The organism is Hyphomonas sp. BRH_c22 (genome assembly GCF_000961795.1).
Lineage (GTDB): Bacteria > Pseudomonadota > Alphaproteobacteria > Caulobacterales > Hyphomonadaceae > Hyphomonas.
In genome coordinates, this window is the sequence record NZ_LADU01000129.1 from 1 (window position 1) to 19,552 (window position 19,552).

Consider the following 19,552-nt stretch of genomic DNA (forward strand, 5'->3'; position numbering starts at 1 on the left):
AGGCCAGTTCCAGTTCGCCGGCCGGGGCGGCTTTCACCACCGGTTCCGGGGCGCGGACCGAGTCCGGGGAGCAAGGATGCCGTGCCTCAGCCCGCCGGGGCGGTTCCCGGGCGCAGGAACGCGAACATGTGCTGGACGTAGTCGGCCTTGCCGAGTTCGACGCCCTGATTCCGCAGGATCGCGTAGGCGGTCATGATGTGGAAGTAGAATTGCGGCAGCGCCCAGTCGCGGGCGTAGCCTTCCCCGTCCAGATCGAAGGCGAGCCCCATGGGCAGCTCCAGCGCGAGGGGGCGCCCGGCGCCGCTGTCCAGCGTGCCCGGCGCCAAGCCATCAAGGAAGGCGAGCGCCTCATCTATACGGGCCAATGCAGCGGCCATCGTGCCGGGCTGGTCGCCGCCATTGCGGCCTTCGTCGAGCAGCGTGTCCAGCGCGGGGGGCATGGGTTCATGGCGCAGGCGATGGGCGCCTTCGTATGCCTGCACGCAGGCGAAGCGAATCTGGGTCGACAGGGGGAACATATCAGACGCGAGGCGCGCGGCCATCAGCGCGTCGGCATCGGCCGCCTGCGCCGCGGCCTTGCGGAGCCAGAGCGCCAGCGCCTGAAGCATCTGCCGGTAGGTGGGTATCAGCAGCTCGGTGAGCGTCATGGGAATCCTCTCATGTACGACAGGGCGTATGCTGGCTGTATCGGGGCGCTCCAGCCGATTGGCGATGTGCTAACAACCGAACTGCCGCCAGCCAAGGGCCTTCAGGCCAGTTCCAGTTCGCCGGCCGGGGCGGCTTTCACCACCGGCACCGATGTGCGCACCGAGTCCGGGCGGCAGTCGAGGAGTTCCCAGCGGCCGTCATGGTGTTCGACGAGGGCGGTGCAGCTTTCGACCCAGTCGCCGTCATTCATGTAGGTGATGCCGTCAATGTCGCGCATCTCGGCGACATGGATGTGGCCGCAAATGGCGCCGTCATAGCCCTTGCGGCGGCAATAGGCGGCGACGTGATCCTCGAAATTGTGAATGTAGTTGAGGGCGCGCTTGGTGCGCTTTTTCAGGGCCGCCGAGAGCGACCAGTAAGGCAGCCCGAGCAGGCGGCGCACGCTGTTCAGGTTGGTATTGACCCAGAGCAGGAGGTTATAGGCGTGGTCGCCCAGGTGCATGATCCATTTGCGGTCGGCGCGCATCATGCCGTCGAACATGTCGCCATGCACGACGAGATAGCGCTTGCCGTCCTCGCCCTGGTGGACGGCGCGGTTCTTGACGTGGATGTCGCCGAAATTCAGGCGGAAATGCATGAAGGCGCGCAGGAACTCGTCATGGTTGCCGATGATATAGGTGACGTCGGTGCCGCGCTTGGCGGCCGTCAGGATACGGCGGATGGCATTGGTGTGAGCCTGCGGCCAGTACCATTTCTTTTTCAGGCGCCAGCCGTCGATGATGTCGCCGACGAGATAGAGATGCGCCGACGTGTTCAGCTTGAGGAAGGCGCACAGGGCCTCGGCCTGGCTGCCGCGCGAGCCAAGGTGGACATCGGAGATGAAGATCGCGCGGTATTTCGGCCGGACTTGGGTCATCCCGGCGGGGCATACGCTGATTTCAAAAGGCTTTTGTGACGGAAAGTCTGCAGTTTTGTGACGCGCGCAGCTGCCTAGCTCTCCAGTTCGACATCCCAATAGAGATAATCCATCCACGTATCGTGGAGGTGGTGGGGCGGGAACTTGCGGCCGATTTCCTGCAGCTGGTAATTGTTCGGCCGGAACGGCTTGTGCTGCAGGTGGACGTCGGAATGCTTCAGCAGCTTGCCGCCCTTGCGCAGGTTGCACGGGCTGCAGGCGGCCACGATGTTTTCCCATGTCGTGCGCCCGCCCTTCGAGCGCGGGATGACATGGTCGAAGGTGAGATTGTCGTGCGCGCCGCAATAGGCGCACTGGAAACGGTCGCGCAGGAACACGTTGAAGCGGGTGAAGGCTGGCGGGCGGTCCTGGCGCACGAAATCGCGCAGGGCGATCACGCTGGGCAGGCGGAACTCGGTGCTGGGGCTGCGCACGACATAATCGTATTCGGCAATGATATCGACACGGTCGAGGAAGACGGCCTTGACCACTTCCTGCCACGGCCACAGCGATAGCGGATAATAGGAGAGCGGCCTGAAGTCGGCGTTCAGAACAAGGGCAGGCCGTCCGTTGGGCGGCGCGGTGATGATCTCAGCCATGGTGACCCCCATCTGGCACGAGAAGACTGGTGACCTGTTTGAACCCGCTGAAGGCAGCACTCCTTTGCACGCTCGCCCGTCTGTTAGGCGATTCTTGTCATCAGATTATGACAGTCGGGACCGATTGCAACCAGTCAGGATCAGGACGGGGCGGGCGCCGCATCGCCGCGATCAAGGTGCAGCCAGGCCCACAATAGGTGCGCGGCGACACCGCGATACGGCCGCCAGCCCTCTGCATGGTCGGTGAAGGCCTTGATATCCATACGGGTTTCCACCGCAGAGAGCCGCTTGTGGGCCTCCATCAGGCCGACATCGCCGACCGGGAAGGCGTCCATCGCGCCAGTCGCATAAAGCAGAAACAATTCGGCGGTCCACGGGCCGATGCCCCTGACCGAGACCAGTTCCCGGCGCGCCTCATCGAGCGGGGCGCCGCACACGCGGGGCAGGTTCAGCGTTCCGGTCACGATGGCTTCGGCGATGGAGGTGAGATGGCGGGTCTTGGGGCGCGACTGGCCGCAGGCCCGCAGGGCGCCGGGATCGGCCGTCAGAACGGCTTCGGGCGTGACAGACCCGAGCAGCGCCTCGGTGCGGGTCCATATGGCGGCTGCCGCGCCGAGCGAGATCTGCTGGTGCGTGATCATGCGGGCCAGCATGGCATAGGTCGGCTCGCCCGCCCGCCAGACCGGCAGGCCGGTCAGCTCATAGGCGCGCGCAAGGGCGGGGTCTGCGCGGGCAAGCGATTCGCAGGCGGCCTTCAGCCGGGCCTGCGAAGGCGCTGTCACAGACCGGGGCCCGGCAGTTCGCCGAGAACGACCGTGCCGATCTTGAGCTTGTTGTCGTCCAGGGTGAAGGTCAGGAAGCCACCATTGGCCGAGGCGGTTTCCAGCGTTGCCACCGCCGCCTGTTCCTGCATGCGCCAGTAACCTGCCGCCTTGAGCGCGTCCTTCAGGCCTTGCGGATCGTCGATGCGCACACCGAATGACCCGTTCGCGAGGCCATTCTCGACCGTCACGCGCCCCTTGGCGCCAAACTTGAGCGGGCCCCAGTTGAGCAGGACCTGTCCGACTTCCACGCCGCCGCCTTCCTGCTGCAGCGCGCTGTACAGGTGTTCCGGCTGGCCGCCGCTGCGCACCCATGCGGGATAGAAATTGTCCACTTCGCCGATCAGGCGGCTCTCCTGGATTTCCGTGCCGAGCCAGGGCGCGCTGGCGGGCACCGCCTCAAGGGTCAGCGTGTCCCATTGCAGGGCGACGCGGAGATTGTCGCGGATTTCAGGGCTGGGGGCGAGGTTCAGCGAGAAGCCGCGGGCGGTGTAGGCCTGGCCTTCGATCAGGGCCGACACGTCATTCAGCTCAAGCGCTGCGCGGTGAACGCCGTCCGCGTCCCAGGACAGGCTGGCCGCCGACTTGCCATCGAGATCGGCGGTGTGGCGGATGCCCATCCGGTCCGTCAGGACGCTGCGGCCGGGCGCACGCGCGATGACATGGTTCCAGTTCCAAGGCTGCATCACGAGCTGCAGCTGCTCGCCTTCCCAGCTGGCCGCATTGGGCGGCTGGTAGCGCGGCGATGTCAGGTCGAGCTCGAACCGGAACGGATAGCCGCCGAACTCACGCGATTCGTAATCGACAATGGCGCCGCGCGCGCGCTCTGCCGCGACCCATTCATCCACGCCGCGCTCGATCTCGGCGCGCGCATAGATCCAGTAGGCCGTATAGGCCGCAATCACGGCAATCAGCAGAAGGAAGGGCGCAAACAGCCAGAAGCGGGACCGCCGGCGCTCAGCCAGCGGCTTTACCAGGCCGGAATCTTTCCAGTAATCAGTCATGTGGCTTGCGGATCCTGTATCGGTTGGGTGCGTCCCTGAACGGCGAGGCCTTCCCGGACGAGCGCATCTACGGATGCTTCCATGTCGGTTTGAAGGCGACGCATCATGGTTTTCCGGTCAAGGCCCGCCTCGATCGGAGGCAGGAATTCGTAGACGATACGGCCGGACCGGCGCCGCGTTCCGTGTGCAGGCCAGCAAAGGCCGGCATTGGTTGCCACCGGCACCACCGGCACGCCCAGCGCCTTGTACAGGCCGACAATGCCGGCGGCGTGATAGTGAGGCGCATCGCCGGGCGCCGTGCGGGTGCCTTCCGGGAAGATGACGACCTGACGGCCCTCAGCCACGCGCTTCCTTGCAGCGGCCACCATGGCGCGCAGGGTTTTTGTCGTGCCGGCCCGGTCGATCGGGATCATTTCGCTCTTCAGGGCATACCAGCCGAGAAAGGGATACCAGAGCAATTCCCGCTTCATCACGATGACCGGATCAGGCGTCACGAGGAAGGGAACGAAAATGTCGAACATGCACTGGTGCTTGCCGGCATAGATGAACGGGCCGTCGGGCAGGTTTTCCAGCCCGCGCAGCTCTGTCTCGATGCCGCATATGGCCTTCATGCCCCAGCGAATGGCCTGAGTATAGGCCTTGATGCACCACATGATCACGCGCCGCGGCAGCATCAGCACGAGGATGAAGAATGTGCCCATGAAGGCCATCAGGCCGTACAGGTAGGCAACAAAGAGGAGGGAGCGCAGCTGCATCATGAAGCTGCACGTTTAGCCGCTCAACCGAGAGTCGTCACCCGCCACTTTGCCCATTCTGTCAGTACGCCCTGAAACGACTTGCCGTCGCGCAGAATCGCTGACGGATCGACCACGGTGCGGACGGGATAGGGCTGCAGTTCAATATCCGGCATGGCCCGCTGTAGCAGGATCAGGCTTCGCGGCATGTGATAGTCGGATGTCACGATGATCAGCTGCGAATAGCCGTGTTCATAGGCCCAGGCAGCGGTCTCTTCGGCATTACCGATCGTGGTTTCGGCCCGGTATCCGATATCGACGCAGCAGGCATAGGTTTCCGGCGCGCCGCCGGCCAGCGTGACCAGCGCGTCAATGCCGACATCCGGATTGACCCCGGAAATCAGCAGGCGCTCGCCATGCCCCGCCGTCACCAGGCCGACACCGGCCGCAATGCGCAGGCCCGAGCCGCCGGTCAGGGCCACGATGGCATCAGCCTGCCGCGCGGTTGCAGGGACAGAATCGGCTGCCCGGCGCGCAAACATGAGGAAATCGAAGGCCACGACCCCCAGCAACAGGAAGACAAGGGCCGGAAAGAGCCCAAGGCGGCGCCCGTAGACGGATCGATCGACGCTCACATCATGCCTTTCAGGGCCCGGATCACGGTGATCCGGGCTGCCAGACGCGCAGCAATGCCCGCAATCACGGGCGTTGTCACGAGGATCACGAGATCGAGAAAGTCGAGGCTGAGTTCCGGCAGCAGGCCCGCGCGGGACCCGTGGACCTGAACGGTGAAGATCATCAAGGCGGCCGCGCCGAGCGCCATCAGGGCCCCGACCGATCCCGCGCGCAGGCCGAGGACCCAGAAACGCCGCTCGAACAGGCCGGCAATGAAACGGTCACGCGCACCGGCAAGATGCAGCACGTCGACAATATCGCGCCGGGCCAGAAGCGCGGCATGGGTGGCGAAGGCGATGACGGCGACTGCAGTTGACGCGAGCAGCGCGACCGCGATCAGGGCCGTGAGGCGCGCCACGGCGAGAACGCGGCGCACGTCCCCTGCCCAGTCGGCGTGCTCGTCAACCGCGCTGGCAATGCCGGCCTCGGTCAGATGGCGCGCGATTGTCGGGCCCATGTCGGCCACGCCAGGATCGGCCTCGACGGCGATCAGCTGCGGCAGAGGCAGGCTGTCGGGCAGGCCCCGGCTGCCGAAATTCGGTTCAAGCAGCGCGTCGATCTCGTCCTTGCCGAGGACACGCGTTTCGCGCACGCCGTTGATCTTCGCGATGAGCGCGCTGGCCTCGTCGGCACCGCGGCGGTCGACATCGGGCAGGCTGACGGTCAGTTCGCCCTGCACTTCGGCCGTCCAGCTCTTGGCCGCGCCATAGGTGGACTTGGCCGACAGCGCGGCAAGGGCCGCGAGGAAGCAGAGCGCGCCGACAACGAAGAACAGCGCGGCCTCGCGCACGTCCTCGACCGGAAGAAGCGGGGTCTCCTTTGCCATGCGCTAGCCCCCCAGCCCCGGATCGGTGCGACGGCGGGCTGCTTCGCCGCCAAACTCGACATCCTGGACAAGCAGGCGGTTGCTGAGGCGGTAGACCGGGGCCTCGACCTGGCGGACAAGCCCGAGATCATGCGTGGCGATGATGACGGTCGTCTGGCGCCTTTTGTTCAGCTCAAGGAAAAGCCGCATCAGGCGAGTGCCCATTTCGGGATCGACATTCCCGGTCGGTTCATCGGCGATCAGGATATCGGGCTGGGTCACCACGGCGCGGGCAATGGCAACGCGCTGCTGCTCGCCACCCGATAGGGTGGGCGGTTTAGCATGCAGGCGCTGGCCAAGACCCACCCAGGCGAGCAGTTCTTCGACATCGGCGCGATAGTCTGACTCGCGCCGCCCGAGGACCCGCAGCGGCAGCGCGACATTCTCATAGGCAGACAAGTGCTCGAGCAGGCGGAATTCCTGGAATACGACGCCGACACGGCGGCGCAGGGCCGACAGCTGGTCGCGGGTCAGGTTGCTTGTCGGGCGGCCGAAAAGCGAAACCTCGCCGCGGCTGGGTTTCAGCGACAGATAGAGAAGTTTCAGCAGACTTGTCTTGCCAGCGCCCGATGCACCGGTCAGGAAGCTGAACGAGCCGGGTTTCAGGACAAGATCAATATCGCTAAGTATGTCCTCTGAGGTATCATAGCGCAGCGATACCGAATCGAGGCGAACGGCGACATCGTCAAAGAGATCGTGTCGTGGATAGGTCATGGGCTCCTGCCTGGCAGCTCAGGCTATTGATTTAATGGGGCGAATTGCGGGAAAGACCAAGTCATGATCCTCACCTGTCCCTCATGTGAGACCCAGTATTTCGCCGATGACTCAACAATCGGTGAAAGCGGGCGAACTGTGAAGTGCGCGACCTGCGGACACAGCTGGTTCGTGCGCCCCGAAGGCGTCGCCGGACACGAGCATGCCGCCGCGCCAGCCGCCCATGAAGTCTACAGGGAGCGGGTGCGCGAGCAGCGCCGGCGCAAGAGCCGGTTTGCCGCCATGGTGTCCTGGATCGTCACTGCAGCCCTTTTCTTCACCCTGGGCCTCGCCGCGATCATATTCCGCAATGATGTTGTGAAATTCTGGCCGGAATCGGCGACGGCCTATAAACGGATCGGCTTTTCGGTGAACCGTTTCGGCCTGGAATTCGAGAATATCGAACGAAGCCGCACGTTCAATGACACGATTCCCGTCGTCACCGTGTCCGGCAGGGCGGTGAACGTGGCCCGCAGCACGGTCGACACGCCGGCCGTCCGGGTGAGCCTGATGGATGAACGCGGCAAGGAAGTCGCGCTGAAATTCGGGTCCATCACGCCTGCAGAGCTGGAGGCCGGCGAGACCGGGACGTTCAGGATCGTTCTGGAACAGGCGCCGATGGAAAGTTTCGAAATCGAGCTGTCCTTCATCGACAAGGCAGATGTACCGCCCGCGCCGGAGCCTGAAACCGGCCCTGCCGCTGAAACCGACACGATCGGGCCGGACTTGGCCGGTCCGGACACCGAGAGCCCTGTTGAATGAATGACATGCCGAATATTGAAGTCCTCGTCCCTGAAGACGAGCTGATGCTGCGCATCGAGGCACTGGCCGACACGCTGGCGCCGCGCCTGCAGGGCGACTGGTCGGCCGTATCGATCCTGATCGGGGCGACGCCATTCACCTCGGACCTGATGAAGGCATTGGCCCGGCGCGGCGTGCACCCGGTGCTGGACGTGATCTGGCTCGAGAGCTATCGCGACGCCCGCGAAAGTTCCGGACGCGTCGTCGTGCGAGCAGACCTCGGCCGCTCGGTCGAAGGGCGCGGCGTTCTGCTGCTGGATGACGTGTTCGACACAGGTCGCACGCTGGCCTTTGCCAAGACGCACCTCCTGTCAAAAGGCGCACGCGAAGTGGTCACCTGCGCGCTGACGCAAAAGCCGTGGGCCCCGCGCGGCGCGGATGGCGTCGACTTCTGCGCCTTCGATTCGCCCGGCCGCTACCTTGTCGGCTATGGCATGGACGATGCGGGCAAGTATCGCGGCCTGCCCTATATCGGCGCGCTGGACTAGGTCAGCGCGTACCAGATACAGGCGCCCGCCGTCACCAGTTTCACGATCAGGGTGAGGAGCGTGCCGACAGAGCGGCCGAAGCTTGACCCGGACGAGCCGCCAAGACCGATCGCGTGCAGGATGCGGCCGGCGAGAAAGCTGCCGCCGAGGGCATGGATCAGCACGACCGGCGCTGAGAGGGCCGCAAGACCCGCAATTCCGATGAGCACAATCGGCACATCCTCGACCGCATTTCCCTGAACGCGGATGGCGCGTTGCATGGCCTCGTTGGCGCCGTCGCCAAACATGACCTTTTCCTTCCCGCGCACACGCCCGACATTGATCTTCAATGCCAGCATGAGGAAGCCGAACAGGCCGAAATAGAGTGTCGCAGCTGCAAATGCCGTCATGGATAGTCCTCCCCGTTTTGGAAAGACTTAGCGCAATTCAGCCAATCTGCACGGAATTTCTACCAGGCGCCAATGTTCCCGGCGCTGGTCCACGGTTCCTTGGGTGCCTTGCGCTCGCCCTTTTGCAGGAGTTCGACGGAAATGCCGTCCGGCGAGCGGACGAAGGCCATGTGGCCGTCGCGCGGCGGCCGGTTGATCGTCACGCCCTGTGCGGCGAGGCGTTCGACCGCCGCATAGATATCATCGACCATATAGGCCAGGTGACCAAAATTGCGGCCGCCCTGATAGTCTTCCGGGTCCCAGTTATGGGTCAGTTCGATCATCGGAATGTTGAGCTGGGTGGGATTGGCGTTCTCCGGAACACCGCCGAGGCGTTCCACGTCTGCAGGCGAGGCGAGGAAGACCAGCGTGAACCGGCCCTTGTCATTGTCGACGCGGCGGACCTGCTCCAGCCCTAGCCCGTCGCAATAGAATTTCAGCGAGGCGTCGATATCGGTGACGCGCACCATGGTGTGAAGAAATTCGATGCTCATGAGAGGCCTCCATTAAGGTCGCGCAGGACCTGTTTGAGATTGGGCGGCATCAGGGCGTAATAGCGCCGCATGGCGGTTGCCAGCAGCAGGATCATGAAGCCCATGATGGCGAGGAAGACGGAAAATGTGTGGATCAGTGTTCCGACCTCGAAAACCGGCGAGGCGCCTGAGGCGCGCCAGAGGGCCGTCCAGACCATGTTGAAGGCGGCCACGAAAGGCGCGACCAGGAAGGAAACAATGGCGGCGCAGGCGAAGAAATAGGTCGCCGCCCGCGGCCCTTCGCTGCGCAGGTAGAGATCGGTGAACTCGGCATCCGTGACATCCGCAGGGATTTCGCCTGTCTCCTTGCGGGCAGAAAGCACTTCAGGCGCGAAATCGCGGGCGGATTTCCAGCGCCATGCGAGGTGCAGGCCCCAGGCGAGCAGGGCAATATAAAGCAGGATCATTGGCAGCATGGAAAAACTGGCAGGCCCGGATATGCGGCGCGTGGCCGACTGCCCCGGCCGCCGGTTCAGGCAGCATGGGCGCGTTCATAGGTCAACATGGCACGCTTTCGCGCCACACCCCAGTGATAGTTATGGAGCCGGCCGTCGGCTGCAAGGGCCCGGTGACAGGGAATGAACCAGCTGATCGGATTGGCGCCGACCGCTGCGCCGACAGCGCGCGCCGCGTTCGGATTGCCGGCCGCCCTCGCCAGCTGGCCATAGGTTCGGGTCGTCCCGGCCGGAATTTCGAGCAGGGCGCGCCAGACCTGCCGCCGGAACGGGGTGCCGTAGAGCGCCACAGGCATGGGTTCGCCGGATTCGAACACCTTGCGCGCAAAGCGTTCGGCCGCCGCATCATCCCGGCGAATGTCGGCGCCGGGATAGCGCGCGGCAAGATCGGCAAAGGCCTGCGCTTCGCCCACACCCTGATGTTCGAACCCTGTGCGCCTGGGCGCGCCTTCATCAATGAATCCAAGCCCGACGAGGCCCCGCTGGCCAATCAGCCATGCGCCGAGGCCAAAAGGTGTCGGCGCCTTGCCGAGAACAAGATCAGCCCCTGCCCCGCCTGCCTTTGCCTCGCCGGGCGTCAGGCCCTCATGGGCAATGAACAGGTCATGCAGGCGGCCGGGGCCGGAGAGGCCGGTCTCCAGAGCGGCGTCCAGCACGCTTGCGCCATCGCGCAGCAATTCGCCCGCCTCGCCATGGGCCAGCGCGGCCTGGTACTGCTTGGGGCTGATGCCGGCCCAGCGCGTGAATTCGCGCTGGAAATGGCTGGGCGAGAGGTTTATCGCCGCCGCCACGCTGGCAAGGTCCGGCCAGTCGCGCCAGGTGTCGCCGAGGTGGTTGAGGGCGTGCGCCATCCGGTCGTAGGCCCGGGCGCGTTCATCAAGGGGAGCAATCATCGGTGTCATGCGCGGCAGTTTGCCTGCAGCGACAGGCCGCTTCCACCCGTTTCTTGCGGCCAGCGCAGCTGAACCGATCTTTTAGGCGAAAGGCCTGTGCAGGCTGTCGTCTGGCGCTACAAGGATGCGGACAAGAGTGAAAAGGGAGACACGAATGACACAGGGATTTTCCACGCGCGCCATCCATGCAGGTAGCGCCCCGGATCCGGTAACCGGATCGCGCGCGCAGCCGATCCACCAGACAACCAGCTTCGTGTTCCGCGACGCCCAGCATGCGGCCAACCTGTTCGCGCTCCAGGAATTCGGCAACATCTATACCCGCCTCGGCAACCCGACCACCGGCGCGCTGGAAGCCCGTATTGCCGACCTCGAAGGCGGCACGATGGGCGTTGCGACCGCATCCGGCCATGCCGCCCAGCTTCTGGCCTTCCATGTGCTGATGGAGCCGGGTGCCAATATTGTTGCCGCGCGCCAGCTCTATGGCGGCTCGATCAACCAGCTCTCCCACGCGTTCAAGAAGTTCGGCTGGGAGGTCAAATTCGTCGACATTGACGATGTGGCGGGCTTTGAGACCGCTGTCGATGACAAGACCCGCGTGATCTTTACCGAAAGCCTTGCCAATCCGGGCGGGCTGGTCACGGACCTCGCCGCCATTGCGAAGATCGCCGCCCGGCATGGCATTCCCTACATGGTCGATAACACGATGGCCTCGCCCTATCTTTGCCGCCCGCTGGAGCATGGCGCGAACATCGTGGTTGAAAGCCTGACCAAGTTCATTGGCGGGCATGGCAACTCGATTGGCGGCATTGTGATCGATGGCGGCAATTTCGACTGGCTGGCCAGCAAGGCGAAATTCCCGACCATGGCGAGCCCGCAATCCTACTATAATGACATGGTGTTCGGCGAAGCCTTTGGCGCGCTGCCGCTTGGCCCGGACGGGTCCAATGTGAACATTGCCTTCGCCATTGCCGCGCGGGCCTTCTCGCTGCGCGACCTTGGCCCGGCAATCTCGCCGATGAATGCCTTCCTGATCATGACCGGCTGCGAGACGCTGCCTTTGCGCATGGAGCGCCATTGTGCGAACGCGCTCAAAGTGGCCGAGCACCTGAGCAGCCATGACAAGGTGAGCTGGGTTCGCTATGCGGGCCTGAAGGGTGACAAGCATTATGACCGCGCCCAGACCTATATGCCGAAGGGCGCAGGCGCCGTGTTCACCTTCGGCCTGAAAGGCGGGCATGACGCCGGCGTGAAACTGGTCGAAGGCGTGAAACTGTTCAGCCACCTCGCCAATATCGGCGATACGCGCTCGCTGATCATTCACCCGGCATCGACCACGCACAGCCAGCTGACCAATGCGCAGAAGACCGCGGCTGGCGCTGCGCCCGATACGGTCCGCCTGTCGGTCGGCATCGAGGATGCTGCTGATATCATTGCAGATCTGGACCAGGCGCTGGCGGCGCTCTGATCGCGCGAAAATTTCCTTCCCTGTTTGCCGGAACGCCTGCAATGTAGGCGCTTGGCCAACAGGGGAGGGTTCACACCCATGGCAGATGCCCGCAGCATTATCCTGCACGAATATCCGACGTCGCCCTTCGCGGAGAAAGTGCGCCTGGCGCTGAAGCTGAAAAACCTCGCCTATTCGCGGGTCGAGATCCCCGTGATCATGCCCCGGCCGGACCTGATGCCGCTGACAGGCGGTTATCGCCGCACGCCGGTCATGCAGATCGGCGCCGACATCTATTGCGACACGGCGATCATCCTGCGGGAGCTGGAATCCCGCTTTGCCACGGTGTCATTGCGCACGTCGGGCCATGAGGGCCTCGCCCAGATGGTGGCCGGGTGGACCGACTCACGCTGGTTCCAGTCATCGGTGGCCGTGATTTTCGGCGAACGCGGCGACAGCGTGCCCGAGGATTTCAAGAAGGACCGCGAGCAATTATCCGGCCGGCCGTTCGACACTGATGCCATGAAGCGTATCGCGCCGATGATGCGCGACCAGTGGCGCGCGCGGCTGATGCTGCTGGAAGAGCGCCTGCAGGCGGGCAAGGGCGCCGGCGCGGGCATCTACCTTGTCGGCGCGAAGCCGGGTCTGGTCGATGTTCACGCTTACATGAATCCCTGGTTCATGATGGCCAATGTCCCGGATTTCGCGAAGGAATGCCTGGAATCGGCGCCGCTGACGCGCGCCTGGTATGACCGCCTCACCGAAGCGGAAGGCCAGGAACCTGAAACCATCACGTCGGCCGAAGCGCTGGCCATCGGCAGGGGCGCCGCGCCTTGTCTCGGCCACCACGCTGAACGAACCCCAGGGCTTCTTGCCGGGAGACCGTGTGGCGGTCGCGCCTGACGATTACGGGCAGGTGTGGGTTGAAGGCGAACTGGTGCACGCAGACCCCCAGAGGCTGATCCTGCAACGCACTTCGCCTGAGGCCGAGACCATCCACGTTCACTTCCCGCGCGCCGGTTTCCTGGTCCGCCGGGCCTGACAAGGCTTGCGCATGCGCCTCCCGAATATAGGCTGGCAAAAAACCAGTCATGGGAGGACGGAGAATGAAGCGTTTGATGATTGCAGGCCTGTTGGTGCTGGGCGCATGCCAGTCGGCACAGGGCGACGAACTGGCGGCAGACGTCGCTGCGGACGAAAGCTGGTACCCGTCCAGATATGGCCCCGACGACCGGCTGGGCGCCCTGAACAATCTCAGCCCGGAAAAAACCGCGGCGGCGGCAAGGCTGGTGACGACCGGCAAGACCTATTCGCTCGGCATGGTGACGGGGCGCGACACACCGGCTTATGGCCCGCGCGAATATGACGTGACGGTCCTTCAGCTGTCGGATGGGTCGGGAACACCGCTGGGCGAGAACAAGGCGACCGGCAATGATGACATTGTCGATGTCTGGGTCGGTATTGGCAGCCAGATCGACGGCCTCGGCCATATGGGCATCAACCACCAGTATTATAACGGCGTGCCGGTGGCAGACTTTGTTACCCCGTCAGGCCTGACGCAGTTCGGCACCCACCTGCTGCCGCCGATCGCGACACGCGGCATCCTGCTGGACATGACCCGGGCGTTCGGCGATCCGGTCGCGCCGGGCACCGCGTTCAATAGGGCCGAGATCGAAGCGGCCGCCAAGAGCGCGGGCGTGACCATCGGGACAGGTGATGTGGTGATATTCCATACCGGCACGATGACGGCGCAGGCGGACGCTGCCGAACTCAGCCCCGCCGAACCGGGCATTGGTGTCGATGGCATCCAGTACCTGGCAGACCTGGGCGTGGTCGCCATCGGGTCCGACACCTGGGCGGTGGAAGTCATCCCGTTCGAGAACGAGGCGCGGCCATTTGACGGGCACCTGACCATGCTGGCGAAGAACGGGGTCTATATCCTCGAAAACATGGTGACGGATGAACTCGCGGCCGATGGCGCGACCGAGTTCTTCTTCACGCTGGGCGCGCCCCGCCTTGAAGGCACGGTCCAGGCGATCATCAATCCGGTTGCCATCCGCTAGGCATTTTCCTCTTCGTCGCGGCCAAATAAAAAACGCCGCCCTCTTCCGGGGGCGGCGTTTATCTGTGGGCTGAGAGCCTGAAGCGTCTAGAACTTCACGCTGGCCTTGCCGTACACGAAGCGGCCGGAGCTGCCGTACGGGATGTAGCCGGAGAACGGCGTGTTGCCGGTGCCGTTCTGGGCAAGCGGCGCCGGGTCACCATACTCGTCGAACACGTTGTCCGCGCCGATGGAAAGGGTCACACGCTCGTTCCAGGTGTAACGGCCCTCGATATCGAGGAGCGTGTTCGGATCGATCGTGTAGTCATTGGCAGGGTTCGAGCTTGGCACGAGCACTTCGCCGTAGCGGATGGCGCGAAGCGTTGCGCCGAATGGACCGCGTTCCCAGCCGAGCGATGCCGTCAGCTTGTCCTTCGGTGTGCCCTCTTCAAAGGTCAGCACATTGACGCGGCCGAACAGGACCGGGTTCGATGGCAGGGCCGTGAGTTCCGGAATAGCCGGCACGGCAGTCACGTCCGTCTTGTTGAAGTTTGCACCAACCGACGCGTCGAACTTGCCGAGGTCCGTTTCCGGGAAGGCATAGTTGGCCACGATATCGACACCGGTCGTTTCGGTATCCACACCGTTGAGGAAGAAGCGACCGCCGCCCGAGCCAAGGAAGCCCTGGGCTTCAAGGAAGTCACGCACGTCCTGCGAGGTAAGGTTCTCGGACAACACGATCCGGTCGTTCACGTCGATCCGATAGGCATCGACGGTCACATTGAGCGGACCATTCCGGAACACCGCGCCGATCGAGTAGTTGACCGAATTCTCGGCATCGAGGTCCTGGGCACCCAGGGCCTGGGCAACCGGGTCCGTGACCGGGAAGGTCGTGATGTCGAACGGTACGCCGTTGATGAAGTTCGTCGACGTTGTCGCAAAGTACTGCTGCTGCAGGGACGGCGCACGGAAGCCGTTCTGGACAGAGCCGCGCAGGGCGAACATGTCGTTGAAGTCATAACGGGCGGCCAGCTTGCCGGTGACCGTTTCGCCGAAGTCCGAATAGGATTCGACCCGCACGGCGCCCGACACGAGGAGCGCGTCTGTCACATTGGCTTCGAGGTCGACATAGGCACCGACAGCGGTGCGGTCCTCGTCAACTTCGTTGGCCGGACGGAAGCCCGGGAACACCTGGGCGCCCGAAGCCGTCGGGCCACCGTTCAGCAGCACGCCGCCATTGCGGTAGCTGTCCGGTTCGCCCGCATTGATCTCGTACATTTCCTGACGGGCTTCGAGGCCCCAGGCGACGTTGAGATCGGAGGCAAGGCCGTCAACGGCAAAGCCCTTCACCGCCGACAGGTTGGCAACGACCTGGCTGTACTTGAAGCCACCGGCATCAAACTCGGTCTTGGACGAAGGACCGATCGAACGGTTGAGCGTGTTCTCGATCGTGAACTGCATCTCGTTCGAGCCGTAGACAAGCGACGTATCCATGTCCCATCCGGCCATTTCAAACCGGGCACCGCCAGCCAGCGACGCATCGGTTGTCTCAGGCGAGATCAGTGGCAGGAAGCCGTTCGGATAGATTTCGACCACGTTACGGGCATCCAGTGCGCGGCGATAGAAGCCGGCCGATGTCGTGTCACGGTCCTGATAGCTGGCCCAGCCATAAAGCTCGACGCCGTTTGCAAGATCGTAGCCTGCATTGCCGAACAGGGTGACCTGTTCAAGCTCAGGTTCACCGGTCCAGGCATTGAAACGGTTGATCACCGCTTCGCGTGGATCGACTCCGCCGCCCGGCAGTGCCGGATAGTTGGGACGCACATCAAAGCCGGAGCGTTCGGAATGCTGCTGGTCCTTGTACTCGCCTGTCACTGTCAGGTAGCCGTCCTGGCCGAGCTGGAAACCCTTCCAGCCGGACAGCGTGACGACATGACCGTCCGAGCGTTCGCGGGTAATCTCGCCGCCAGCGGGGACAGTGACGCCGGCAGGCGGCGTTCCGACTGGTACGGTGTATTCCGTTTCGCGCCAGCCATAGCTGACTTCTGCGGCGCCGCCTTCGGCAGCTTCGCGCAGGTTGACGTTGATCACGCCGGCGATAGCATCAGAACCATACTGGGCCGAAGCACCATCACGCAGCACTTCGATGGCGGAGACGGCAAAGGTCGGGATCGTGTTCAGGTCGACGGCCGATGTACCGCGTCCGATTGATCCGTTTACGTTGACGAGCGAAGCCATGTGGCGGCGCTTGCCGTTGACGAGAACCAGTGTCTGGTCAGGGCCAAGGCCGCGCAACGTGGCCGGGCGGACCGAGTCCGTACCGTCATTGAGGGCAGGGCGCGGGAAGTTGAACGACGGGAGCTGAACCGACAGCGCCTGGTTCAGTTCGCCGATACCGATCTTCTCGAGCGTGGCCGACGATACAACGTCAACGGCAACAGCCGTGTCGAGAGCCGACCGGTTGGCAACGCGCGTACCGAGCGTGACGACGGTTTCAAGCGTACGATCACTTTCAGGCGCGGCTTCTTCCTGAGCGAAGGCGGGCGTGATGATGGATGCGATGGCCACAGCGGCTGTGGCGGCTCGCAGGACAGTTTTGAACTGCACGGTGAGTATCCTCCTTTGGATTGCGATGGGCGCCCGACGCTGGGAGTCCAACTTTGATAACCTGGAATGGGCATTCAAAATCAAAACAAAGAGTGGACATCGGGGGGAAAATCACAAGTGGGTGACACTTTTTGTCCCGCTCATGTGATAATTATGACACTGACGTACAGGTAACGCGAAAGGCCGCATCATGAACAGACGACTTTGCCTCATCACGGGCGCTTCAGCAGGGATCGGCGCGGAATTCGCCCGTCAGTATGCGGCGCTTGGCTGGGACCTCGCCCTGACCGCGCGCCGGACAGACCGGCTGGAAGCACTGGCTACCGAGCTTGAGGCCGCTCACGGCATTACGGTCATTCCCATTGCGCAGGATCTCGCCCGCGCCAATTCCGTCGACAGGATACTGGCCGAACTGGCGGACAGGGGACGGCATGCCGACGCACTGGTCAACAATGCCGGATACGGCCTGCCCGGCACTTTCTTCAACACGACCTGGAAGGACCAGGCGGCGTTCGTGCGTGTTCTGTACACCGCGCCGATCGAACTGGCGCACAAGGTGCTGCCGGGCATGGCCGAGCGGCGTTATGGCCGCATCATCAACGTGGCATCTCTTGCGGGCTATGCCGCAGGCAGCGCGGGACACACGCTGTATGCCAGCGTCAAGGCGGGCCTTATCAAGTTTTCCGAAAGCCTGAATGCGGAATGCGCCGCGACAGGGCAGGATGATATCCACTGTACGGCGCTTTGCCCCGGCTTCACCTGGAGCGAATTCCACGACGTGAACGGCACGCGGGAGGATACCAGCAAGATGCCGAAATGGATGTGGATGCAGGCCGCGCCGGTCGTGAAGGCCGGTATCGACGCGGTCAACCGGGGCCAGCCGGTCATTGTGCCGGGCGGGGCCAACAAGGTGATTGCCAGCCTGACGCGTATCCTGCCTGAACCCGTCGGCCGGGCCATGGTGAGCGCCCAGTCGAAACGCTACCGGCGGATGGATGCCTGACCCTGCCTGCGTTGTTGCACCGCACAATCTTTCCATGACTCTTCAGTCGCTCGCACTATACTAGGCTAAACGACCAGAGATCGCGGAGGAAATCATGGACGGCGCTGCAGGCGATACACTCGACACATCCCCAGTCCTGACAGGGCTTGTATCCACAATGGCCGACGCCGTTTCGGCGCTGGAAACCTATGTTGAGGCCGCCACGCGCGTCGCCAGCGCCCGGCTGAAAATGCCAGACGGACGTCCTGACCGAGAGGCGCTGGAGCGCGAACAGCACCTGGCCCACGGCCTGTCCTGGATCGCGACCTATCTCGAGGCCCTGCGCCAGTCCGCTGAATGGGCCGCGCGCCTTGAAGCAGAGGGCAAGTTCGGCGAGATCGAAGCCCTGCTCTCCCAGATCCTTTTCAGCGAGTATTTTGCCCAGCTTGTCGGCGGCGTGCCGATGAACCAGGGCGAGACCATCCGTCCGCATGAACTGGGCCTCCTGGCCGAGACCGATGCCCTCTTCGCCCACCCGGCCGTCAATCGCCTGATTACCGAAGGCAAGACGCCCGCCTCGATGGCCGCAGCCGCCCGTTTGCTGCCCGACTCATTGTCCCGCAACACGGTCGAGGAAACCGGCCTCGACGAGACCATGAGCATGGTGCGCGAACAGTTCGCGAAATTCTCCAGCGACCGGATCAAGCCGCACGCCCATGGCTGGCACATGCGCAATGATTACATCCCGATGGATGTCGTCAGCGAAATGGCCGAGCTTGGCGTGTTCGGCCTGACCATTCCGGAAGCGTTTGGCGGCTTCGGCATGGGCAAGATTGCCATGTGTGTCGTCTCCGAAGAATTGTCGCGTGGCTATATCGGCACCGGCTCGCTTGGCACCCGCAGCGAAATCGCCGCCGAGCTCATTCTCATCGGCGGCACCGACGAGCAGAAACAAAAATGGCTGCCCCTGATTGCCAGCGGCGAAATCCTGCCGACAGCCGTGTTCACAGAGCCGAATACGGGTTCCGACCTTGGCAGCCTGCGCACCCGCGCGGTGAAAACCGAAGACGGCAGCGAGTACGCCATTACCGGGAACAAGACCTGGATCACCCATCCCGTCCGCGCCGACATGATGACCGTGCTCGCCCGCACCGATCCGTCCACGAACAATTTTTCCGGCCTGTCCATGTTCCTCGCGGAAAAGCCGCGCGGAGACGACGCCAACCCCTTCCCGGCGCAAGGCATGACAGGCGGCGAGATCGAAGTCATCGGCTATCGCGGCATGAAGGAATACGAGATCGGCTTTGATGATTTCCGTGTGAAATCGGAAAACCTGCTCGGCGGAGTCGAAGGCCAGGGCTTCAAGCAGTTGATGGCCACCTTTGAAAGCGCCCGCATCCAGACCGCCGCGCGCGGCATCGGCGTGGCCCAGAATGCATTCGAGATCGGGCTGCAATATGCGCTGGACCGCAACCAGTTCGGTCACCCGATCTTCAGCTTTCCGCGCGTGTCAAACAAGCTGGTCATGATGGCAGCAGAACTGATCGCCGTGCGCCAGCTGACCTATTTCTCGGCCCGCCAGAAGGATGCTGACAAGCGCTGCGACCTCGAAGCCGGCATGGCCAAGCTGCTCGCCGCGCGTGTCGCCTGGGCAGCGGCCGACAATGCCCTGCAGATCCACGGCGGCAACGGCTTCGCTGTCGAATACCCGATCAGCCGCCTACTGGCCGATGCCCGCATCCTCAACATCTTCGAGGGCGCCGGCGAAGTGCAGGCCATGGTCATCGCGCGCCGCCTGCTCGAAGGCGGAAACTGAGTCCCGCCTT

General features: G+C 63.6%; 22 protein-coding genes. 8 read left to right on the forward strand and 14 right to left on the reverse strand.

Annotated elements, in window-relative coordinates:
• Positions 1–86: 86 nt before the first annotated feature.
• The 9 genes from VR74_RS18445 to ftsE form a co-directional block, all read right to left on the reverse strand.
• Complete coding sequence (locus VR74_RS18445; protein WP_045699318.1) at positions 87–647, reverse strand: DUF1993 domain-containing protein; 561 nt, start codon at positions 645–647, stop codon at positions 87–89.
• A gap of 101 nt (positions 648–748) precedes the next feature.
• Positions 749–1,564, reverse strand: coding sequence for a UDP-2,3-diacylglucosamine diphosphatase (locus VR74_RS18450; RefSeq protein ID WP_045699320.1), 816 nt, complete (start codon positions 1,562–1,564; stop codon positions 749–751).
• A gap of 74 nt (positions 1,565–1,638) precedes the next feature.
• Positions 1,639–2,202, reverse strand: coding sequence for an HNH endonuclease (locus VR74_RS18455; protein WP_045699375.1), 564 nt, complete (start codon positions 2,200–2,202; stop codon positions 1,639–1,641).
• A 140-nt stretch (positions 2,203–2,342) separates the two neighbouring features.
• The gene (locus tag VR74_RS18460) at positions 2,343–2,984 is read right to left on the reverse strand and encodes a DNA-3-methyladenine glycosylase (protein ID WP_045699322.1); all 642 of its coding nucleotides are present in this window, start codon (positions 2,982–2,984) and stop codon (positions 2,343–2,345) included.
• Positions 2,981–4,027 carry a DUF2125 domain-containing protein gene (locus tag VR74_RS18465; protein WP_045699324.1) on the reverse strand — a complete coding sequence of 349 codons (1,047 nt, stop codon included), beginning with the start codon at positions 4,025–4,027 and terminating at the stop codon, positions 2,981–2,983. The genes VR74_RS18460 and VR74_RS18465 overlap by 4 nt, the downstream gene beginning before the upstream one ends.
• Entirely contained in the window at positions 4,024–4,785 is a 762-nt protein-coding gene (locus VR74_RS18470) for a lysophospholipid acyltransferase family protein (protein ID WP_045699326.1), read from the reverse strand. Before VR74_RS18470 ends, VR74_RS18465 begins: the two co-directional genes overlap by 4 nt.
• Positions 4,786–4,805: 20 nt before the next feature.
• Positions 4,806–5,396 (reverse strand): YdcF family protein, encoded by a 591-nt coding sequence (locus tag VR74_RS18475; protein WP_299951268.1) that lies wholly within the window; start codon positions 5,394–5,396, stop codon positions 4,806–4,808.
• Positions 5,393–6,262 carry a hypothetical protein gene (locus tag VR74_RS18480; RefSeq protein ID WP_045699327.1) on the reverse strand — a complete coding sequence of 290 codons (870 nt, stop codon included), beginning with the start codon at positions 6,260–6,262 and terminating at the stop codon, positions 5,393–5,395. The genes VR74_RS18475 and VR74_RS18480 overlap by 4 nt, the downstream gene beginning before the upstream one ends.
• A 3-nt stretch (positions 6,263–6,265) precedes the next feature.
• Positions 6,266–7,015, reverse strand: coding sequence for a cell division ATP-binding protein FtsE (gene ftsE, locus VR74_RS18485; protein ID WP_045699329.1), 750 nt, complete (start codon positions 7,013–7,015; stop codon positions 6,266–6,268).
• Positions 7,016–7,078: 63 nt separating this feature from the next.
• On the opposite strand from ftsE, the gene VR74_RS18490 reads away from it, so the two are divergent.
• Together VR74_RS18490 and VR74_RS18495 are read left to right on the forward strand one after the other, a co-directional pair.
• A complete protein-coding gene (locus VR74_RS18490) occupies positions 7,079–7,816 on the forward strand; it encodes an MJ0042-type zinc finger domain-containing protein (RefSeq protein ID WP_045699331.1) in 738 nt (245 codons plus the stop codon).
• A gap of 5 nt (positions 7,817–7,821) precedes the next feature.
• A complete protein-coding gene (locus VR74_RS18495; RefSeq protein WP_299951271.1) occupies positions 7,822–8,343 on the forward strand; it encodes a phosphoribosyltransferase family protein in 522 nt (173 codons plus the stop codon).
• On the opposite strand, the gene VR74_RS18500 is transcribed toward VR74_RS18495, so the two are convergent.
• From VR74_RS18500 to VR74_RS18515, 4 genes are read right to left on the reverse strand one after another with little or no spacing between them, the layout of a single operon-like run.
• Entirely contained in the window at positions 8,340–8,732 is a 393-nt protein-coding gene (locus VR74_RS18500; RefSeq protein WP_045699334.1) for an MAPEG family protein, read from the reverse strand. The genes VR74_RS18495 and VR74_RS18500 overlap by 4 nt on opposite strands.
• Before the next feature lie 59 nt (positions 8,733–8,791).
• A complete protein-coding gene (locus tag VR74_RS18505; RefSeq protein ID WP_366462869.1) occupies positions 8,792–9,259 on the reverse strand; it encodes a VOC family protein in 468 nt (155 codons plus the stop codon).
• 2 nt (positions 9,260–9,261) lie between these two features.
• On the reverse strand, positions 9,262–9,720 hold the full coding sequence (locus VR74_RS18510) for a hypothetical protein (protein ID WP_045699338.1): 459 nt from the start codon (positions 9,718–9,720) through the stop codon (positions 9,262–9,264).
• Positions 9,721–9,776: 56 nt separating this feature from the next.
• Positions 9,777–10,661 (reverse strand): bifunctional transcriptional activator/DNA repair protein Ada, encoded by an 885-nt coding sequence (locus tag VR74_RS18515; protein ID WP_045699339.1) that lies wholly within the window; start codon positions 10,659–10,661, stop codon positions 9,777–9,779.
• Positions 10,662–10,806: 145 nt separating this feature from the next.
• On the opposite strand from VR74_RS18515, the gene VR74_RS18520 reads away from it, so the two are divergent.
• The 4 genes from VR74_RS18520 (at position 10,807) to VR74_RS18530 (ending at position 14,159) form a co-directional block, all read left to right on the forward strand.
• The gene (locus VR74_RS18520; RefSeq protein WP_045699341.1) at positions 10,807–12,117 is read left to right on the forward strand and encodes an O-acetylhomoserine aminocarboxypropyltransferase; all 1,311 of its coding nucleotides are present in this window, start codon (positions 10,807–10,809) and stop codon (positions 12,115–12,117) included.
• A gap of 78 nt (positions 12,118–12,195) precedes the next feature.
• Positions 12,196–12,999 carry a glutathione S-transferase gene (locus VR74_RS18525; RefSeq protein WP_299951274.1) on the forward strand — a complete coding sequence of 268 codons (804 nt, stop codon included), beginning with the start codon at positions 12,196–12,198 and terminating at the stop codon, positions 12,997–12,999.
• Complete coding sequence (locus VR74_RS21330) at positions 12,983–13,138, forward strand: hypothetical protein (protein WP_299951277.1); 156 nt, start codon at positions 12,983–12,985, stop codon at positions 13,136–13,138. The genes VR74_RS18525 and VR74_RS21330 overlap by 17 nt, the downstream gene beginning before the upstream one ends.
• Before the next feature lie 64 nt (positions 13,139–13,202).
• On the forward strand, positions 13,203–14,159 hold the full coding sequence (locus tag VR74_RS18530) for a cyclase family protein (RefSeq protein WP_299951280.1): 957 nt from the start codon (positions 13,203–13,205) through the stop codon (positions 14,157–14,159).
• 86 nt (positions 14,160–14,245) lie between these two features.
• Here the strand turns inward: VR74_RS18530 and VR74_RS18535 are convergent, their stop codons facing one another.
• Positions 14,246–16,744: a TonB-dependent receptor gene (locus tag VR74_RS18535; protein WP_299951283.1), complete on the reverse strand. Its 2,499-nt coding sequence runs from the start codon at positions 16,742–16,744 to the stop codon at positions 14,246–14,248.
• Positions 16,745–16,934: 190 nt separating this feature from the next.
• Here VR74_RS18535 and VR74_RS18540 point away from each other — a divergent pair, with 190 nt between their 5' ends.
• Positions 16,935–17,747 carry an SDR family oxidoreductase gene (locus VR74_RS18540; protein WP_045699343.1) on the forward strand — a complete coding sequence of 271 codons (813 nt, stop codon included), beginning with the start codon at positions 16,935–16,937 and terminating at the stop codon, positions 17,745–17,747.
• Between the two features lie 94 nt (positions 17,748–17,841).
• Positions 17,842–19,542: an acyl-CoA dehydrogenase family protein gene (locus tag VR74_RS18545; protein WP_045699345.1), complete on the forward strand. Its 1,701-nt coding sequence runs from the start codon at positions 17,842–17,844 to the stop codon at positions 19,540–19,542.
• Positions 19,543–19,552: the final 10 nt, after the last annotated feature.

What these genes read in the sequence shown, in the direction of transcription:
- VR74_RS18445 (WP_045699318.1), bottom strand. Translation starts at nt 647, where the DNA reads ATGACGCTCACCGAGCTGCTGATACCCACCTACCGGCAGATGCTTCAG.
- VR74_RS18450 (WP_045699320.1), bottom strand. Translation starts at nt 1,564, where the DNA reads ATGACCCAAGTCCGGCCGAAATACCGCGCGATCTTCATCTCCGATGTC.
- VR74_RS18455 (WP_045699375.1), bottom strand. Translation starts at nt 2,202, where the DNA reads ATGGCTGAGATCATCACCGCGCCGCCCAACGGACGGCCTGCCCTTGTT.
- VR74_RS18465 (WP_045699324.1), bottom strand. Translation starts at nt 4,027, where the DNA reads ATGACTGATTACTGGAAAGATTCCGGCCTGGTAAAGCCGCTGGCTGAG.
- VR74_RS18470 (WP_045699326.1), bottom strand. Translation starts at nt 4,785, where the DNA reads ATGATGCAGCTGCGCTCCCTCCTCTTTGTTGCCTACCTGTACGGCCTG.
- VR74_RS18480 (WP_045699327.1), bottom strand. Translation starts at nt 6,262, where the DNA reads ATGGCAAAGGAGACCCCGCTTCTTCCGGTCGAGGACGTGCGCGAGGCC.
- ftsE (WP_045699329.1), bottom strand. Translation starts at nt 7,015, where the DNA reads ATGACCTATCCACGACACGATCTCTTTGACGATGTCGCCGTTCGCCTC.
- VR74_RS18490 (WP_045699331.1), top strand. Translation starts at nt 7,079, where the DNA reads ATGATCCTCACCTGTCCCTCATGTGAGACCCAGTATTTCGCCGATGAC.
- VR74_RS18495 (WP_299951271.1), top strand. Translation starts at nt 7,822, where the DNA reads ATGCCGAATATTGAAGTCCTCGTCCCTGAAGACGAGCTGATGCTGCGC.
- VR74_RS18500 (WP_045699334.1), bottom strand. Translation starts at nt 8,732, where the DNA reads ATGACGGCATTTGCAGCTGCGACACTCTATTTCGGCCTGTTCGGCTTC.
- VR74_RS18510 (WP_045699338.1), bottom strand. Translation starts at nt 9,720, where the DNA reads ATGCTGCCAATGATCCTGCTTTATATTGCCCTGCTCGCCTGGGGCCTG.
- VR74_RS18515 (WP_045699339.1), bottom strand. Translation starts at nt 10,661, where the DNA reads ATGACACCGATGATTGCTCCCCTTGATGAACGCGCCCGGGCCTACGAC.
- VR74_RS18520 (WP_045699341.1), top strand. Translation starts at nt 10,807, where the DNA reads ATGACACAGGGATTTTCCACGCGCGCCATCCATGCAGGTAGCGCCCCG.
- VR74_RS18525 (WP_299951274.1), top strand. Translation starts at nt 12,196, where the DNA reads ATGGCAGATGCCCGCAGCATTATCCTGCACGAATATCCGACGTCGCCC.
- VR74_RS18530 (WP_299951280.1), top strand. Translation starts at nt 13,203, where the DNA reads ATGAAGCGTTTGATGATTGCAGGCCTGTTGGTGCTGGGCGCATGCCAG.
- VR74_RS18540 (WP_045699343.1), top strand. Translation starts at nt 16,935, where the DNA reads ATGAACAGACGACTTTGCCTCATCACGGGCGCTTCAGCAGGGATCGGC.
- VR74_RS18545 (WP_045699345.1), top strand. Translation starts at nt 17,842, where the DNA reads ATGGACGGCGCTGCAGGCGATACACTCGACACATCCCCAGTCCTGACA.